Origin of the sequence: Mesorhizobium sp. M4B.F.Ca.ET.058.02.1.1, assembly GCF_003952505.1 — a bacterium.
Lineage (GTDB): Bacteria > Pseudomonadota > Alphaproteobacteria > Rhizobiales > Rhizobiaceae > Mesorhizobium.
Map to the genome: position 1 here is coordinate 5,517,172 of NZ_CP034450.1, position 17,513 is coordinate 5,534,684.

The 17,513-nt window shown below is 64.2% G+C and carries 14 protein-coding genes; 8 read left to right on the forward strand and 6 right to left on the reverse strand.

The window, feature by feature from the left end; translation table 11 throughout:
- The first annotated feature begins 7 nt into the window (after positions 1–7).
- The 5 genes from EJ073_RS26835 to mgrA all read left to right on the forward strand — a co-directional run bounded on the left by EJ073_RS26835 (position 8) and on the right by mgrA (position 5,154).
- Positions 8–928, forward strand: coding sequence for a carbohydrate ABC transporter permease (locus tag EJ073_RS26835; RefSeq protein ID WP_245455782.1), 921 nt, complete (start codon positions 8–10; stop codon positions 926–928).
- On the forward strand, positions 928–2,025 hold the full coding sequence (locus EJ073_RS26840; protein ID WP_126059357.1) for an ABC transporter ATP-binding protein: 1,098 nt from the start codon (positions 928–930) through the stop codon (positions 2,023–2,025). Before EJ073_RS26835 ends, EJ073_RS26840 begins: the two co-directional genes overlap by 1 nt.
- 47 nt (positions 2,026–2,072) lie before the next feature.
- The gene (locus tag EJ073_RS26845; RefSeq protein WP_126058249.1) at positions 2,073–2,819 is read left to right on the forward strand and encodes a sugar phosphate isomerase/epimerase; all 747 of its coding nucleotides are present in this window, start codon (positions 2,073–2,075) and stop codon (positions 2,817–2,819) included.
- 11 nt (positions 2,820–2,830) lie between these two features.
- Complete coding sequence (locus EJ073_RS26850; RefSeq protein WP_126058250.1) at positions 2,831–3,973, forward strand: Gfo/Idh/MocA family oxidoreductase; 1,143 nt, start codon at positions 2,831–2,833, stop codon at positions 3,971–3,973.
- A gap of 134 nt (positions 3,974–4,107) precedes the next feature.
- Positions 4,108–5,154, forward strand: a complete 1,047-nt coding sequence (gene mgrA / locus EJ073_RS26855; protein ID WP_126058251.1) for an L-glyceraldehyde 3-phosphate reductase — start codon at positions 4,108–4,110, stop codon at positions 5,152–5,154.
- 72 nt (positions 5,155–5,226) lie between these two features.
- On the opposite strand, the gene EJ073_RS26860 is transcribed toward mgrA, so the two are convergent.
- Positions 5,227–6,318, reverse strand: a complete 1,092-nt coding sequence (locus tag EJ073_RS26860) for a trypsin-like serine protease (RefSeq protein ID WP_126058252.1) — start codon at positions 6,316–6,318, stop codon at positions 5,227–5,229.
- A 386-nt stretch (positions 6,319–6,704) separates the two neighbouring features.
- On the opposite strand from EJ073_RS26860, the gene EJ073_RS26865 reads away from it, so the two are divergent.
- Positions 6,705–7,811 carry a serine protease gene (locus EJ073_RS26865; RefSeq protein ID WP_126058253.1) on the forward strand — a complete coding sequence of 369 codons (1,107 nt, stop codon included), beginning with the start codon at positions 6,705–6,707 and terminating at the stop codon, positions 7,809–7,811.
- An 88-nt stretch (positions 7,812–7,899) separates the two neighbouring features.
- On the opposite strand, the gene EJ073_RS26870 is transcribed toward EJ073_RS26865, so the two are convergent.
- From EJ073_RS26870 to EJ073_RS26880, 3 genes are all read right to left on the reverse strand, one after another.
- Positions 7,900–8,607, reverse strand: coding sequence for a hypothetical protein (locus EJ073_RS26870; protein ID WP_126058254.1), 708 nt, complete (start codon positions 8,605–8,607; stop codon positions 7,900–7,902).
- Positions 8,604–8,978 (reverse strand): hypothetical protein, encoded by a 375-nt coding sequence (locus tag EJ073_RS26875; RefSeq protein ID WP_245455380.1) that lies wholly within the window; start codon positions 8,976–8,978, stop codon positions 8,604–8,606. Before EJ073_RS26875 ends, EJ073_RS26870 begins: the two co-directional genes overlap by 4 nt.
- Positions 8,979–9,081: 103 nt before the next feature.
- Positions 9,082–11,298, reverse strand: a complete 2,217-nt coding sequence (locus EJ073_RS26880; protein WP_126058256.1) for a caspase family protein — start codon at positions 11,296–11,298, stop codon at positions 9,082–9,084.
- 231 nt (positions 11,299–11,529) lie between these two features.
- Here EJ073_RS26880 and EJ073_RS26885 point away from each other — a divergent pair, with 231 nt between their 5' ends.
- On the forward strand, positions 11,530–11,934 hold the full coding sequence (locus EJ073_RS26885; RefSeq protein ID WP_126058257.1) for a Fur family transcriptional regulator: 405 nt from the start codon (positions 11,530–11,532) through the stop codon (positions 11,932–11,934).
- A 149-nt stretch (positions 11,935–12,083) separates the two neighbouring features.
- Here EJ073_RS26885 and EJ073_RS26890 read toward each other — a convergent pair whose 3' ends face one another.
- Both EJ073_RS26890 and polA read right to left on the reverse strand, forming a co-directional pair.
- Positions 12,084–12,713 (reverse strand): LysE family translocator, encoded by a 630-nt coding sequence (locus EJ073_RS26890; protein ID WP_245455381.1) that lies wholly within the window; start codon positions 12,711–12,713, stop codon positions 12,084–12,086.
- 1 nt (position 12,714) lies between these two features.
- A complete protein-coding gene (gene polA, locus EJ073_RS26895) occupies positions 12,715–15,678 on the reverse strand; it encodes a DNA polymerase I (RefSeq protein ID WP_189347486.1) in 2,964 nt (987 codons plus the stop codon).
- Between the two features lie 443 nt (positions 15,679–16,121).
- Here polA and EJ073_RS26900 point away from each other — a divergent pair, with 443 nt between their 5' ends.
- Positions 16,122–17,507, forward strand: a complete 1,386-nt coding sequence (locus tag EJ073_RS26900) for a M20/M25/M40 family metallo-hydrolase (RefSeq protein ID WP_126058259.1) — start codon at positions 16,122–16,124, stop codon at positions 17,505–17,507.
- The last annotated feature ends 6 nt before the right edge of the window (positions 17,508–17,513 follow it).

Sequence of the window (17,513 nt, forward strand, 5' to 3'; positions counted from 1 at the left end):
GCTTGCCATCCCCCTGCCCAGCACCGCCGATGCTCTCAGGCGCGAAGCCACGGAACCGAGCGGGCCGAAGCCGCGGCACGTGTTCTCGCGCCGCAACATCTTTCTCTATGGCACGCTGATCGTGGTGGCGGTCTACTACCTCCTGCCGCTTTATGTGATGGTCGTCACCTCGCTCAAGGGCATGCCGGAGATCCGCCTCGGCAACATCTTCTCGCCGCCGCTGGAGATCACCTTCGAGCCTTGGGTCAAGGCGTGGTCGCAGGCCTGCACCGGCCTCAATTGCGACGGGCTCTCGCGCGGCTTCTGGAATTCGGTGCGTATCACCGTCCCCTCGGTGATCCTGTCGATCGCGATCGCCTCGGTAAACGGCTACGCGCTCGCCAACTGGCGCTTCAAGGGTGCCGACACGTTTTTCGTCATCCTCATCGTCGGCGCCTTCATCCCCTATCAGGTGATGATCTACCCGATCGTCATCATCCTGCGCGAGATCGGCCTCTATGGCAGCCTGAGCGGCCTGGTGATCGTGCATTCGATCTTCGGCATGCCGATCCTGACGCTTCTGTTCCGCAACTATTTCTCCTCGATGCCGGAAGAGCTGTTCAGGGCGGCGCGCGTCGACGGCGCCGGCTTCTGGGGTATCTATCTGCGCATCATGCTGCCGATGTCGCTGCCGATCTTCGTCGTCGCCGTCATCCTGCAGGTCACCGGCATCTGGAACGACTTCCTGTTCGGCGTCGTCTACACGCGGCCGGACACTTATCCGATGACGGTGCAGCTCAACAATATCGTCAATTCGGTGCAGGGCGTGAAGGAGTACAACGTCAACATGGCCGCCACCATCCTGACCGGCCTCGTGCCGCTCATCGTCTACTTCATTTCCGGCAAGCTTTTCGTGCGCGGCATCGCCGCCGGCGCGGTGAAAGGATGATGATGGACATCGCCAATCCTAGCGTGTCGATCCAGGACCTGTCGCTGAATTTCGGGTCGGTGTCAGTGCTGGAGACTCTCAACCTCGACGTCGCCGAGGGAGAGTTCATCGTGCTGCTCGGGCCGTCGGGCTGCGGCAAGTCCACCCTGCTCAACTGCATCGCCGGCCTGCTCGACATCTCGGACGGTCGCATCTTCATCAAGGGCAAGAACGTCACCTGGGAAGAGCCCAAGGACCGTGGCATCGGCATGGTGTTCCAGTCCTACGCGCTCTATCCGCAGATGACGGTGGAGAAGAACCTCTCGTTCGGACTGCGCGTTGCCGGCGTACCGAAGGAAGAGATCGCCAAACGCATCGCGCGGGCGGCGGAGATCCTGCAGATCGAGCCGCTGTTGCAGCGCAAGCCTTCGGCGCTCTCCGGCGGCCAGCGCCAGCGCGTGGCGATCGGACGGGCGCTGGTGCGCGATGTCGATGTCTTCCTGTTCGACGAGCCGCTTTCCAATCTCGACGCCAAACTGCGCTCGGAACTGCGCGTCGAGATCAAGCTCCTGCACCGCAAGCTCGAGAACACGATGATCTACGTCACCCACGACCAGATCGAGGCGATGACGCTCGCCGACCGCATCGCCGTCATGAGGGGCGGGGTCATCCAGCAGCTCGATGCGCCACAGACGATCTACAACCGGCCAGTCAACCGCTTCGTTGCCGGCTTCCTCGGTTCGCCGGCGATGAACTTCATCGACGGCAGTCTGGAGAAGGACAACGGCAACTGGCATTTCGCCGTCGAGGATGTGCGCATTCCGCTTGGCACCTATGCCTTCGAGAAGGAGCCGGCGCCGGGACCGGCCGTGTTCGGCATCCGGCCCGAGCATGTAGCCTTCAACAGCGGCGCGGGCTGGCCGTTTTCGGCGACGGCGAATGTCGAGGTGGTGGAGCCGATGGGTTCCGACACGCTGGTCTGGCTTAAGCTCGGCGGGCAGAATTTCACCGTCAGGGTGACATCGGAGCGCACGCCAAGCAACGCGGATTCGGTCAGTATCGGTTTCGATCCGATGCGCGCCTCGCTCTTCGACGCCCAATCCGGCAACCGCCTTTAGATACATCCCAACAGATCCATCCCCCAAGTAAAAACGGAATAGAGACGATGAACTGGTCATTCCAACTTTATAGCGCCCGCAATTTCCAGCCGTGGGACGGCGTGCTGCAGACGCTCGGCAAGCTCGGTTACAGCCAGGTCGAAGGATTCGGCAGCGTCTATGATGATCCCAAGGCCTTCCGCGCCGAGCTCGACAAGAACCGGCTGGCCATGCCCACGGGGCATTTCTCGATCGACGCGCTGGAGAAGGACTTCGACGGCGTGCGCAAAATCGCCGATGCGCTCGGCGTCACGCTTTTGATCTGCCCCTATCTGGTCATCGAGCAGAGGCCGGCCGATGCCGCCGGCTGGCGCGGTTTCGGCGAACGGCTGGCCAAGGTGGGCGAGACGGCAAAGAAGGCCGGCTATGGCTTTGCCTGGCACAATCATGATTTCGAGTTCAAGAAGCTTGCCGACGGCTCGGTGCCACAGGACCACATGTTTGCCGTCGCGCCCGACATCGGCTGGGAGATGGACGTCGCGTGGGTGGTGCGTGGCGGCGAGGATCCGCTGCCCTGGATCGAGAAGCACGGCAAGCGCATCAGCGCCGTCCATGTCAAGGACATCGCCAAGCCGGGCGAAGGCCTTGACGAAGACGGCTGGTCGGATGTCGGCCATGGCACGATCGACTGGGCCGGCCTGATCAAGACGTTGCGGGCCAAGAGCGCCGCCAGGTACTTTGTCATGGAGCAGGACAACCCCAACGACATCGAGCGCTTCGCCCGCCGCTCCATTGCATCCGTCAAGGCTTACTAGGAACAATCGACATGGCAAAGAAACTGGGTATCGGCGTTATCGGCTGCGGCAACATCTCGAAAGCGTATTTCTCGCTGGCGCCGCTGTTCCGCGGCATCGAGATGCGCGCCTGCGCCGACATCAACATGGACGCTGCGAAGGCGCGGGCGAAGGAGTTCAAGCTGCGCGCCGAGACGGTCGAGGGGCTGCTCAAGGCGGACGATATCGACATTATCGTCAACCTGACGATTCCCGCGGTGCACTACGAGGTATCGAAAGAGGTGCTCGACGCAGGCAAGCATGTCTATTCGGAAAAGCCGTTCGTGCTGTCGATCAAGGAGGGGCTCGACCTGAAAGGCCGAGCCGAGAAGAAGGGACTGCGCATCGGCTCGGCGCCGGACACCTTCCTTGGCGGCGCGCATCAGCTGGTGCGCAACCTGATCGACACCGGCGCGCTCGGCAAGATCACCAGCGGCACCTGCCATGTGATGGGTCATGGCATGGAGCACTGGCATCCCAATCCGGACTTCTTTTTCCAGCCCGGCGCCGGCCCGGTTCTCGACATCGGGCCATATTACATCACCAATCTGATCCAGTTGGTCGGGCCGGTGAAGCAGGTCGCGGCCTTCGCCTCGACGCCGGCCAAGGAACGGACGATTTCGTCCAAACCGCGCGCGGGCGAGAAAATCCCGGTCAACACGCCGACCACCATCCACGGCTTGCTGGAATTCGAGAACGGTGCGGTGGTGACGCTCAACACCAGTTGGGATGTCTGGAGCCATGGTCATGCGCCGATGGAGCTCTATGGCGAGGCCGGATCAGTGTATGTGCCGGATCCCAATTTCTTCGGTGGCGACGTGCGTTTCACCGAGGCGGCGAAACCGGTCAAGAAGCTGCCGAAATGGAAGCATCCGTTCGGCGTCCCGAACGAAATGCATTCGCAAGGAATGATGGCCAACTACCGCACCGCCGGCCTCGCCGACATGGCGCTGGCGATCGCCGAGGGACGGCCGCATCGCTGTTCGATGGAGCTGGCGCTGCACGCCGTCGATGTGATGACCGGCCTGTTGCGCTCGGGCGAAACGGGCAAGTTCGTTGCCATGCAGACGACCTGCGAGCGGCCAGCCGCACTTGGCGTCAAGGAAGCAAAGGACCTGCTGGTCAAGAAGAAGTAGATCGCTGCGATTATCGATAATTTTTACCAGCCCTCTCCCGCTTCCCTTGGGGAGAGGGTAAAGGGTGGGCCGCAGGGCATGGTCATCGCGTTGCGGTGAACCATGCCCAATCCGTTCAGATGCGAGGATTTCCCATGCCCTACGTCGCCGCCGAAAACCGTTACGAGAAAATGCTCTACAACCGCTGTGGGCGGTCCGGCCTGAAGCTGCCCGCGATCTCGCTCGGGCTGTGGCACAATTTCGGCAACGACACGCCGCACAAGACCAAGCAGGCGATCGTGCGCCGGGCCTTCGATCTCGGCATCACGCATTTCGATCTCGCCAACAACTATGGTCCGCCGCCCGGCTCGGCGGAGACTGCCTTCGGTGAAATCCTGCGCACCGATTTCGCCGCCTATCGCGACGAGCTGATCATCTCGACCAAGGCCGGCTACGAGATGTGGCCGGGGCCATATGGCGAGTGGGGCGGGCGCAAATATGTGCTTGCCAGCCTCGACCAGAGCCTGAAGCGGATGGGCCTCGACTATGTCGACATCTTCTATTCGCACCGTTTCGACCCCGATACGCCGCTGGAAGAGACGATGGGCGCGCTCGACCATGCGGTGCGCTCGGGCAAGGCGCTCTATGCGGGCATCTCGTCCTACAACTCGCAACGCACGCGTGAGGCGGCCGACATATTGAAGCAGCTCGGCACGCCCTGCGTCATCCACCAGCCGAGCTATTCGATGCTCAACCGCTGGGTCGAGGAGGACGGGCTGCTCGACACGCTGGAAGGGCTCGGCGTCGGCTCGATCGTGTTCTCGCCGCTGGCGCAAGGCATGCTGACCGACAAGTATCTGGGCGGCATCCCGGAGGGCAGCCGCGCATCCCAGGGCAAGTCGCTCAGGCCCGCCTTCATCAACGACAAGACGATCACCAACATCAAGGCGCTGAACGCCATTGCCGGGCGTCGCGGCCAGACGCTGGCGCAGATGGCGCTGGCCTGGGTGTTGCGCAGGGGCCGGGTTACCTCGGCGCTGATCGGCGCCAGCCGGCCGGAACAGGTCGAGGATTGCGTCGGCGCGCTGAAGGCGCTCGACTTCAGCGATGCGGAACTGGCCGAGATCGACAGCTACGCGCGCGAGGCCGACATCAATTTGTGGGCAGCCTCGGCGGAACGCAAGGGCCCGCCACGCAAGTAGACGGCGCCGGCATGGCATGAAAGGAAACGGCGGGCTTTGCCCGCCGTTTCTGTTTTGAGAGCGGTGGCAGGCTCAGGGCTTGGCCGGCTTCTGAGCGGTGCCGACGCCCGCCTTGGGCTTTGCGGGCGCCGGCGTGGTCTTCATCTTCTCCTCGATCCAGCCGGAATAATTGGCCAGCCGCGTATAGATGCCGTAGGCGTTCTTGTGGCCGCAGGCCGCACTGCCGTCATTCGGCCCTTCGCCCCAGGAAACGACGCCAATCTGGACCGGGCCGTCGGCGCCGGCCATGAACAGCGGCCCGCCACTGTCGCCATTGCAGGCATCGCGCTCGCCGCTGGCGGTGCCGGCGCAGATCATGTTGCTGGTCAGCGGATCCGACATGTCGGCGGCAATGGCGCTGGCCGCCGCGTCGATGCCCTTTTCCGAATAGCGCATGCGGTGGGAGAGATCGCCAAGTGCCGCCTTCAGGTCGCGGGCGTAGATGTCCTTGATGCCGCTGTTGCAGGTCGCGTTCGGCTGCAGGTCGAGATCGGCGACCATCAGCGCCGTCGGGAAGGTGCCGTCCTGCATCTTGCCCCAACCGATGACCGTGGTCTTGCCGCTGTCTGGCGCTGCCTCATGGGCGACCTTGATCGTCGGCGCGTCCGCCGGCTCGGCCAGCCGGATCAGGCCGAGGTCGTTGTCCATCGTCTGCTCGCTGTAGCTCTCGTTGACGATGACCTCCACCGCCTTGTAGCGCTTGCCTTCGCCGAGATCGGTGGCGCCGGTGAGTACGGTAACCGCGCCGGCCGGGATCGGCCTGCCGTTGTCGACGAGGCAGTGCGCAGCCGTCAGCACCCATTGCGGCGCGATCAGGCTGCCCCCGCAGAATTGCGCGTCCGGCTGCGAGGCCGGGCTGGCGTCCAGCCTGTCGCTTGTCAGCAGCGCCACCTGGAAAGGAAAAGCGCCCTTCTCGGCCTCCTTGCCGCCATAGACGCGATCGGCACCGTCGGGGTTCTCGGCCTTGGCCTTGGCCCGTGCTTCCGCGACGCGCTTCATTGGCGAGACCGCCGCTTCCGGCCGGGCCGGCCCATCGGCAGCGTGGATGGCGTTGAGCGTCGCGAGCGCCGCGATGCCGGTCAGCAATGCTGTGGCGAGCGGCCTGAACCGATGGATGATGTTCACCATGACCTCCTGAGACGAACGTTCCCGAACAGGCCGGCCCGGCGCATGATCCGCTGCCGAGGCACTTCGAACGATCGGCCACGCAGCCCAGATCGGCGCGCGACCGGTCACAATACCGAAGTGCAACTACTGCTAATCGTGCCCGCGAGCAGAACCCGCTCAAAACCCTATAGCCCCCACGGGCTACGTGGAAGCGATTTGTCGTTGCCAATGTTGGAATATTTTAGGCAGTATATCGCGCGGATGTTTTTGGCGGGGGCCTCAACTGACCGCGCGGAGCAATGTTCTGGTCGGCGGTTCCAAAGCTCGGTTTTGGGGCCACCACGATCTCGACAATATTTCTGTATCTTGATCCAGTCCTTGCTGACTTTTGGGAGAGTCTCACCGTGACAAAACTGACAAACACCATCATTGCGTCCGCATTTCTTTCCACCGCGATGTGGCTGGTGCCGGCCTTCGCCGCCGACCCCGGCACCGCGAATGCCGGCAATGGCGAAAGCATGCGCGATGGGGGATCGGGCGACTACACGCCGGGGCGGGCAAAGCCGATCGCGCCGCCGAAACTGACCGAGGACGAGGCCAGCCGCGCCGCGCCGCTCGCCGACGAGGACGCGGCGGTCAAGTCCTATGGCGTCGTGGGGCGTTCCGCCGACGGCAAGGAGATCAAGATCGAGGCGAACGAGGCGCTGAAGGAGCTGATCATTGAGGAGCTGAACGCGCCGGCCGACGGGCAGGGGTCCGACGCTTCCGGTCCACAGAACACCGAAGATCCGGGGCTGACTGAGGGCGAAACCGGTCGCCAGGTCTTCGGCACGGACGATCGCGAGCAGGTCAAGAACACCAAGACCTATCCGTTCTCGGCCATCGGCTACCTCGAAGCCAAGTCGCCCAAGACCGGCAAATACGGCAGCTGCTCGGCGACGCTGATCGGGCCGCGCACCGTGCTCACCGCGGCGCACTGCCTCTATAGCCATGAAGACGGCGCGTGGCTCGATGAATATCTGTTCGTGCCGGGCCTCAACGGCGGCACCGCCGACGACGCGCCGTTCGGCGCCTTCACCTATGAGAGCGCCTATATCCTGCAGGGCTTCATCGACAACTACCAGGGGTTTTACGGCTCGGTCGTGCCGTGGGATCTCGGCATCGTCACCCTGAAGCAGGACATTGGCACCAATCTCGGCTGGCTGGGCTATGCCAATTACGAGGATCTGGGCGATTTCACCGCCAACATCGTCGGTTATCCCGGCGACAAGTCGATGGGCACGATGTGGAAGGCAAGCTGCGAAGTGCACGCCGAGAACATCGGCACGGATTACTTCCAATATGACTGCGATACGTTCCCGGGCTCGAGCGGAAGCTCGGTCTACGCCTATGACAATGCCGCGAAGCAACGCGTCATCACCGGCGTCAACGTGGCCGAGGGCCCGGAAGCGAACACCGCGGTCAGGCTCAACGCCGCTAATGTCGAGTGGATCAACGGCCTCTACAAATAGGCCGGCTCAAATCTGCCTAACGGCTGCGTTGAACAGGCGGCGGGAACTCTCGCCGCCTTTTCGTTTCCGGGCGCCGCTCGACTGGCCGTTACTTGGACTGCGCCTCTGGCTGTCCCTGGCGCACATAGGCCTCGATCGCCGTGGCAAAGTTGGCTGAGCCGGCCTTGCGCTGCTTATCTATATAGCCGGCAAAGTAACTCCAGAAGGAAACGGCGTAGTCGCGAAAGTAGGCGTCCGCCACCTTGCGTGAACACAGGTCGCTCTCGACGCAGATGGAGAGGCGATTGAGGAAATAGACGACGCGGTCGAAATGATCGCTGAAATCGGCGAGCGGCATGGTGCCGCCATCAGTGGTCATCGCCTCGATGCCGATGCGCTGCCTGAACACCTGCTCCTCGGTGGGAGTCGGATTGGCGCTGAGCAGATTGTCGTATTTGGCGTTGAGCCCCGTCAGCCGCTCCTTGAGCGCCCGTTGCGCCTGCTGCAGGTCCTTGCTCTCCCATAGCTCGACCAGCGACATGGTCTGCTCGACACGCTTCTGCTCCTGGTTGGCCAGGAACTGGAAGACGGAGAACAGAAGGGTGAAGATGATCACCAGGCGCACCAGAAGGCCCGACCAGGCATAGGCCAGCATGCGCCAGTCACGATCGGTGAAGGGGTTCGATTCCTTCTTGATCTCGTGGCTGCTCGGCCACGGGAAACCCTCCGTGGTCTCAGGCAGCGCCTCAGCCTTCCTGATCGCCGGCGGCTCCGTAGATGCCGTCGCTGGCGTAACCTTACCCCCCGGTTTTTTCATCGGCAGCTGTCCAGGTCGATAATGGCGGAGGGGTCGAGCACGATGCCCGGCGCCTCGAGCTTTTTCTTCAGGCAGTCGAGCTGCAAACGCGAAATCATGAACTGCACGTCAGGCTCGGCGGGCGCCTTGTTCGGCGAGGGCAGGGCCTCGACCACACCGCGCGAGGCGCAGCCGCTGAGATCGACCACGACGGCCTCATTGCCGGTCTTGGCGATCTGGTCGTACTGGTCGAGAAAGCAACTCGCCAATTCGGAATTGGTCACGATCTGCTTGGCGCAGAGGCCGCAGGTCTCCTCTGCCGAGGCATGGGCGAACGACAGGCCCGCGGCAAGAAGGACCGCTCCGAGCCAGCAAAGAACCTTGGTTTTCACGAGCGTCCTCATCCTTTCCGCGCCGCGCCAGAATGTCCACATACCAAGCCCGTCGCGCAAGAGCCGCTGCGCGATTGCGACAGGCTTTTGCTGCGGCCTGCATTCAGGCGCGCGGCACCGTCTCCATCGGAAAGATCATCACCGCGCCCTTTGGGCCGCTCCTGTCGGTAAGCTTCATCACCGAGCGCGTCGAGGGCGCCATGCCGATATCGGTCAGCATGTCGGAGAAGCCGGAGCCGCCGGCCGCGCGGGTGGCCGAGGGCACGCCGTCCTGCGCCAGGAAGCTCAGGTCCTCCTTCTCGCTCTGCGGCGGCGCCTCGGTCAGCACCGCGATCATCCGCTCCATACCGAAGCTGGTGTCGGTGAAGGCCAGCAGTCCTTCCCGCAAGCCGGCATCCGGCGAGCCGTTGGCGGGCGCCAGCCGCTCGGCGACGATATGGGTGATGGAATAGTCGCTGCCGACATAGAGCACGTTGATGTCGACATATTTGTCGGAATCGTTCCTGGCCTTGATGTGCATCTCGTCACCCGGCGAGACGCGCGGCACGGTCGAGGCCTGCAGCGGCTCCAGCGCGTCGCCGCCTTGGCGCCTGATCTCGAACTCGACACTGACCTCTTCCGGCCGGTAGTCGGACGCTGCGGCCAGCCTGGAGAGGCCGGTGGCGCGGAAGATGGTGGTCAGGTTCCTCGCCGCCGCCTCGGCCAGCTTTGCCCGGTTATCCGGGCGGATGATGATCAGCGGCGGCCTGCCGCCGTCCTTCAGCGTCACGTCGCCGGAAGCCGGCAGGAACCATAGCGCCGGCTTGTCGGTCGCATCGGTGGCCGCGCCGGCAATCGCATTCTCGCGCAGCACCGCCAGCCGTAGGTCGGCTCTCTTGCCGGGCTCGACCAGCTCGACGTGGAATCCGGATTTCTCCCTGGCCGCCAGTTCGTCCAGAACCGAGTTGACCAGCGCGGTCTCCTTGTCGAGGCCGTCGGTCGCCGCCGGGCGCGCCACCACGAGCTTGTAGTCGACGGCGAGTTCGGCGATGCGCGCATAGGCATTGGCCGGGATAGCGGCCAGCGTCAGGGCCGGCTTGCCGTCGAGCTCCACCGGCTTCACCCAAGCCTCGAGGTTCCTGGCCGACTGCACCTCGACATAGCCGAGCGCATCCGACAATTGCGACAGCGCCGATGGCAGGATGGCGAGCTTGCTGCCGGGGGCGAGGCGCTGGAGCAGCCCGGCGCCGATCGTCGCCGCATCGTCCTTGATGACCAGCGGCCATTGCATCACCGCGTCGGTCCTGTCGGTGCCGAAGACGCGGGCGTCAAGCTCGCCTTCGAAGAGCGGCGTCGGCCGCGTGCGGCTGTCGGCCGAATATTGTTGCAGCACCGCCTGGCCGAGCTGGCGGTAGGTGACGTTGGGGTTCTCCGCCAGCTTGGACAGGATGGTGAAGGTGAACAGACCGAAGCGCGGCGCGTCGGCGGTGCCCTTGGGCAGCGGCATCTCCGGCGTCGTCTCGATCGTCTGCGCGGCATAGAAGGCGACCAGCTTGCCCTTCGTGGTCGGTTCGGCGCCGGTTGGCGTCAGGTTGAAGGCGGGCTTGCGCTGGCCGTTCTCGTCGAAGCCGCGCGAGGCCGTCGCCGTGATGTCGTCATAGAGCTTCACCGCAGCCGCCCGCTCGGTCTTGCTGCCGCCGACCAGATCGGCGAACTCGACCTTGCGCTCCAGCTCGTCGTCGACCTCGGCGGCGCGTGTCGCGGTGCCGGAATGGCAGCAGTCGAACACCACCCAGACGAAAGCGCCCTTGTCGCGGATGGTGTCGAGCGCGGCGCCGACCTCATTGTCGACGAGCGCGTTGGGCACGCCGGCCTCACGGTTGACCCATTTCTCGATGTCGACGGGAAGGAAGATCTCGTCGAGGCCGTCGGTCTCGTCGCTGTTGGTCGCCTCGGGCTGCTGCGCGCCATGGCCGGACAGATGCAGATAGACGAAGTCGTCGCACTTGACCCTGGAGGCGAGGCTGGCCAGCGCCGCCTTGATCGCGGCGTGCGTCGGCAGGCCGGCGGCGCCGTCGACATCCTTGGCAAGCAGGGTGACGTTCTCGGGCGCGAACTTCACCGGGGCCGGGGTGTTCCTCAGCAGGTAGTCGCGCACCAGGCCGGCATCGTTCTTCGGCCCGATCAGCCAGTTCTTCTTCGGCAGGTTCGGATAGTCGGTGCAAGCGACCAGCAGCGCGTAATAGGTGCGCTGGGCGGCAAGCGCACGAAACGACAGCGTGCCGACTGCCGTCAGCGCGGAGGCGCCGGCAAGCAGCGTCCGGCGTGTCAATCTGATCATGGATGCCCCCAAGCCCGATCGAATTCGCAAGCAGCCGCAACCCTCATCGATGATTTTGTCAGTATTTTGAAGGCTGGTTGCGCGATGGCGATGACCAACCACTGAGGCGGTGCCGTCGATGGCGACGGAAACAGTGGCAAAAAAGACGGTTCGTCGCTATCTCAGTGGAATTCAGGCCACTTGCATGCGCAAATGGCGTGCGGACGACGCAAGCTGACTGGAAGCAGGACCATGGCGGCAAGGGATGTGCTGACGAAGAACCAGTTGTGTGTGCTCGAAAAGCTCGAGGCCGCCAGCGGACCGCTTAGCGCCTACATGCTGCTCGACCAGCTGCGCGAACGTGGCTTCCGCGCGCCGCTGCAGGTCTATCGCGCGCTTGACACGCTGGTGAAGTCGGGTTTCGTGCACCGGCTGGAGAGCCTCAACTCCTTCGTTGCCTGCGCCGAGCCGCATGATCACAGCCATTCGATGACCGCCTTCGCCATTTGCGACACATGCGGCCAGGTGACCGAGATGTCCGACCATGATGTCGACCACCGGCTCGACGAATGGGTGCGCTCGACGGGCTTTGCCGCCAAGAAGGCGGTGATCGAGTTCCGCGGCGTTTGCGCCAAGTGCCGGGCCGAGGCCGCCTAGGGTCTATTGTTCTTCAGGCGAGGCCGGCCTGCAAATGGCGGGCTCCTGCGCTTCGGTGCTCACGTACTTCAAGTACGCTCCGCTCCGGTTCTCGGACCCCGCCGTTCTCGGCTCGGCCTGAAACTCAACAAACCCGGGAGCGTATCGCTTCAGTGCTTGGTCGACCAGGCGAACCAGAACGCGACCAGCGCCAGCAGCGCTGAAAGCAGCCGTCGGGCAAATCGCTCCCTGCGGGGATCGTTGAGGAACGGTTCCAGCGTCCCCGCCAGAGCGACGATGACGCCGTGAACAGCGGTCGCGATCGCCACATAGACCGCGCTGAGCAGGACTGTCTGGGAGAGGACCGGCCGTCCGGCATCGACGAAGGTCGGCAGCACGGCGACGTAGAAGACCGCCGCCTTGGGGTTCAAGAGATTGGTGACGAGTCCGCGCATGAAATGCTTGCCGCGCGCGCCGCCGGCGCTCGATACGACGTCCGTTCCCGCGGTCCAGCCCTCCCAGGCGAGGTAGAGAAGGAATAGCACCCCGGCCCAGCGAAGTCCCTCGTAGAACGGCCGCGATGCCTGGATCAGTTCGGCGACGCCGAAGGCCGCGACCGCGCCGACGGTCGCCAGTCCCAACGCGATACCCGCCACCGTGGCAAAGCCGGCGCGGCGTCCTTCGCTGGCGGAAATCAGCGCCAGATAGGTCATGTTCGGACCCGGCGTCAGTTCGATCAGCAGGCATGCGAGCGAGAAGGAAAGGACGGTGGCTGTCGAGGGCGGCAGCAACGCGTTCACATCAATGCGCCTCGTCCCAATTGTCGGCGGCCCGCGCATCGACATGCAGCGGCACCGACATCGACACCGCCGGCATCGGCGCGTTCTCCATCACACGGCGCACGACGGGAAGCGTCGCCTCGACCTCGGCTTCCACCGTCTCGAAGATCAGCTCGTCATGCACCTGCAGCAGCATGCGGGCCGACAGGCCGGCCTTCTCCAGCGCCTCCTCCATATGCACCATGGCGCGGCGGATGATGTCGGCGGCGGTGCCCTGCAGCCTGGCGTTTATCGAGGCGCGCTCGTTGAAGGCGCGGATGGAGGGATTGGAGGCTCTTATCTCCGGATAGTGGATGCGGCGGCCGAAGATGGTTTCGACATAGCCATATTCGCGGGCGTAGGCCTTGGTCGCCTCGATATAGTCGCGGATGCCCGGGAAGCGCTCGAAATATTTCTTGATGTAGGCGCCGGCCTCCTCGCGCGGGATCGATAGTTGGTTGGCAAGACCGAAGGCCGAAATGCCGTAGATGATGCCGAAATTGATCGCCTTGGCGCGGCGGCGCACCTCCGAAGGCATGCCTTCGACCGGCACGTTGAACATCTCGGATGCCGTGATGGCGTGGATGTCGGCGCCGTCGGCGAAGGCCTGCTTCAGCTGCGGGATCTCGGCAACATGGGCGAGCACCCGCAATTCGATCTGGCTGTAGTCGGCAGAGACCAGCTTGTGGCCCTTTTCGGCAATGAAGGCGGTCCTGATCTTGCGCCCCTCGGCGGTACGCACCGGGATGTTCTGCAGATTGGGGTCGGAGGACGAGAGACGTCCAGTTGTCGTCGCCGCCAGCGCATAGGAGGTGTGGACGCGCTTCGTGTCGGGGTGGATGAAGCCAGGCAGCGCGTCGGTATAGGTCGATTTCAGTTTGGTGAGCTGGCGCCAGTCAACGATCTTGCGCGGCAGTTCATGGCCTTCGGCGGCAAGGTCCTCCAGGAGCTGCGCCGATGTCGACCATTGGCCGGTCTTGGTCTTGGAGCCGCCCGGCAGGCCCATCTTGCCGAACAAAATGTCGCCGAGCTGTTTCGGCGAGCCGATGTTGATGCGCTCGCCGACGATGCCGTAGATCTCCTCCTCAACGCGGGCGGCACCCTGCGCCAGCTCGCCCGACAGCCGGGAGAGGATCTGTCGGTCGACGGAGATGCCGCGCTGCTCCATCCGCGCCAGCACCGGCACCAGCGGCCGTTCCAGCCGCTCATAGACGGAAACGAGGCCCTTGGCGGCAAGCCTGGGCTTCAGCACCTGCCAGAGCCTCAGCGTGATATCGGCCTGCCCGGCGGCGTAGGCGGTCGCGCGCTCGATATCGACTTGATCGAAGCCGACGGCGCTTTTCCCCGATCCGGCAAGCTCCTTCTTGGAGGCCGGGGCGTGGCCCAGCCATTTTTCCGAGAGGCCGGCCAGGTCGTGGCCGCCGGACGTGCCGGCATCAAGCACATAGGAGATCAGCATCGTGTCGTCGAATGGGCCGATCTCGATGCCGTGGCGGCTCATCACGACGATGTCGTATTTCAGGTCCTGCACGATCTTGAGAACGGACCCGTCCTGCAAGAGAGGCTTCAGCAGCGCCAATGCCTCGCGGACGGGGATCTGGTTCTCCAGCATGCCGCCGCCCAGCAAGTCGCCGGTGCCGCTCTTGTGGACGAGCGGCAGATAGGCGGCGCGGCCGGGCGCGACCGCCATGGACAGGCCGATCAACTCGGCCTGCATCGGGTCGGGCGAGCTGGCCTCGGTGTCGAAGGCGAGGACACCGGCTTCCCGTGCCTCGGCGATCCAGGCCGTCAGCGCCGCCGCATCGCGAATGGCGACATAGGCCGACGTGTCGATCTTGCGCGCCGCCGCCTGTTCCAGGCGAAGCGCCGAGAGCAGGGAAGGGGTGTCGCCCTGCGGCGGCGCGTCTTCTGCCCGGATGGCCGGCGCTGGCTTGTCGGCGTCGTTGCCGGCGGGCGTGGACCGTGCTGCCGGCGGCGCGCCGGCTCCGACATCGGGTCCGTGCGCGGTATCGGCGCGCTCGATGGTGACGGCGGCGGCCTGGACGTCGCCGATCTCGGTTCCGGTCGCTTCGGCGACGCGGCGGGTCAGCGTGGTGAATTCCATGGTTTTGAGGAAGCCGATCAGCTTCGGCCCGTCCGGCGCGTGCAGCTCGAAGTCGCCGAGCCCCTCGGCGACCGGCACGTCGTTCTTCAGCGTCACCAGCTGGCGCGAGATGCGCGCCTTGTCGGCATTGGCGATGATCGATTCCCGCCGCTTCTCCTGCTTGATCTCGGCGGCGCGCGCCAGCAGCGCGTCGAGGTCGCCGAACTGCTCCAGGAGCTGCGCCGCCGTCTTCGGCCCGATGCCGGGCACGCCCGGCACATTGTCGACCGAGTCGCCGGTGAGCGCCTGCAGGTCGATCATCTTCTCCGGCGGCACGCCCCATTTCTCGATCACTTCGGGGATGCCGATCTGGCGATCCTTCATCGGGTCGTACATGCCGACCGTGGGACCGACCAGCTGCATCAGATCCTTGTCGGAGGAGATGATAGTGGTGTCGCCGCCAGCCTCGCAGGCAAGCCGGCAATAAGTGGCGATGAGGTCGTCGGCCTCGAAGCCCTCCATCTCGATGCAGGGAAGATTGAAAGCCGTGGTCGCCTGGCGGATCAGGCCGAACTGCGGGATCAGGTCCTCTGGCGGTGCCGAGCGGTTGGCCTTGTATTCGGGGTAGAGCTCGTTGCGGAAGGTCTTCGAGGAATAGTCGAAGATGACGGCGAAATGCGTCGGCACCACGCCGACATCGGTGTTGCGGGCATCCTGCATCAGCTTCCACACCATGTTGCAGAAGCCGAGCACCGCATTGGTGGGCAAGCCGTCGGATTTGCGATTGAGCGGCGGCAGCGCGTGATAGGCGCGGAAAATGTAGCCGGAGCCGTCGACGAGGAAGAGATGATCGCCTTTTTTCATGCCGGCAGGGATAGCGCGGCCAGACGGCGCGGTCCATGCCAAAGGCGGCTGAAACTACCGGTTCCGGCAACACCCTGACAGAGGCTGCCGCCGAATGATCCGGCCACTCACGGGCATGTTACAAAAGTGTAATACTGGTGCCCTTGAATCGCCACGTTCACAGACCCAAATAAGGTCCATCGGCAGTTTTCGCCGAAGTCCGGAGCAAGGCCCGTCCCCCGCCTATCCCGGACAACTGCGGCAGCCTATCCCCCTCTCCGGGCTGCCGCAACGTTTCGAGTAAGGCCGCCGTGGTTCCCCTCCACCACGGCGGCTTTTTCGTCTTCAGGTCAGACATATCGGTCTGAATGTTTTTCCGCTGCCAAACGCTGGTCCAACGTTCCCGGCTTTTCGTTTTCGGCTCGTCCCTTTAGGGTCGGCGCAAAATCGAAAGGCTTCAGACAATGTCCAGAATCTCCCCCGTCCTCGATCGTCTCGACCAGAATCTCGACCAGAGCCTCGAGCGCCTGTTCGGCCTGCTCGGCATCAAGTCGATCTCCACCGACCCGGCCTTTGCCGAGGATTGCCACAAGGCGGCGGAATGGCTGGTGGCCGAGCTGAAGCTGATCGGCTTCGACGCCAGCGTGCGCGACACGCCCGGCCATCCGATGGTGGTGGCGCATCACGACGGGCCAGCGGGCGCGCCGCATGTGCTGTTCTACGGCCATTACGACGTGCAGCCGGTCGATCCGATCGAATTGTGGGAAAGCGATCCATTCGCGCCGGCGATCAAGGAGATCGAGCCTGGCCGCAAGATAATCACCGGCCGCGGTTCGGCCGACGACAAGGGGCAGTTGATGACCTTCGTCGAGGCCTGCCGCGCCTGGAAGCAGGTGCATGGCGGCCTGCCTTGCCGCATCACCATCCTGTTCGAGGGCGAGGAAGAGTCCGGCTCGCCGTCGTTGAAGCCGTTCCTCGCGGCCAATGCCGCCGAGCTCAAGACCGACTTCGCGCTCGTCTGCGACACCGGCATGTGGGATCGCGAGACGCCCTCCATCTGCGTGTCGCTGCGCGGCATGGTCGGCGAGGAAATCACCGTCAAAGCGGCCGATCGCGACCTGCATTCGGGGCTCTATGGCGGGGCTGCCGCCAATCCGATCCGGATCCTGGCCGGGATCCTGGCCGATATCCACGACAAGGATGGGCGCATCACCATCCCGGGCTTCTATGACGGTGTCGAGGAGACGCCGTCGCAGGTGCTGAAGTCGTGGGAAACGCTCGGCGAGACCGCCGAGAGCTTCCTCGGGCCGATCGGCCTGTCGATCCTCGCCGGCGAAAAGGGCCGCTCGGTGCTCGAACTGACCTGGGCGCGGCCGACGGCGGAGTTCAACGGCATTATCGGCGGCTATACCGGCAAGGGCTTCAAGACGGTGATCGCGGCGGAGGCCTCGGCCAAGGTGTCGTTCCGCCTCGTCCACAAGCAGGACCCCGAGAAGATCCGGGCTGCGTTCCAGGCTTTCGTTCAAGAACGCATCCCGGCTGACTGCTCGGTCGAATTCCATCCGCATGGCGGCTCGCCGGCGATCAAGCTCTCCTACGACTCGCCGTTCCTGGCCAAGGCCAAGGAGGCGCTGTCCGACGAATGGGCGAAACAGGCGGTGATCACCGGCGGCGGCGGCTCGATCCCCGTGGTCGGCGATTTCCAGACCTATCTCGGCCTGGAGTCGCTGCTGGTCGGCTTCGGTCTCGACGATGACCGCATTCACTCGCCCAACGAGAAATACGAGCTCACTTCGTTCCACAAAGGGCAGCGCTCCTGGGCCCGTATTCTCGACGCGCTGACGCGCTGAGGGGTC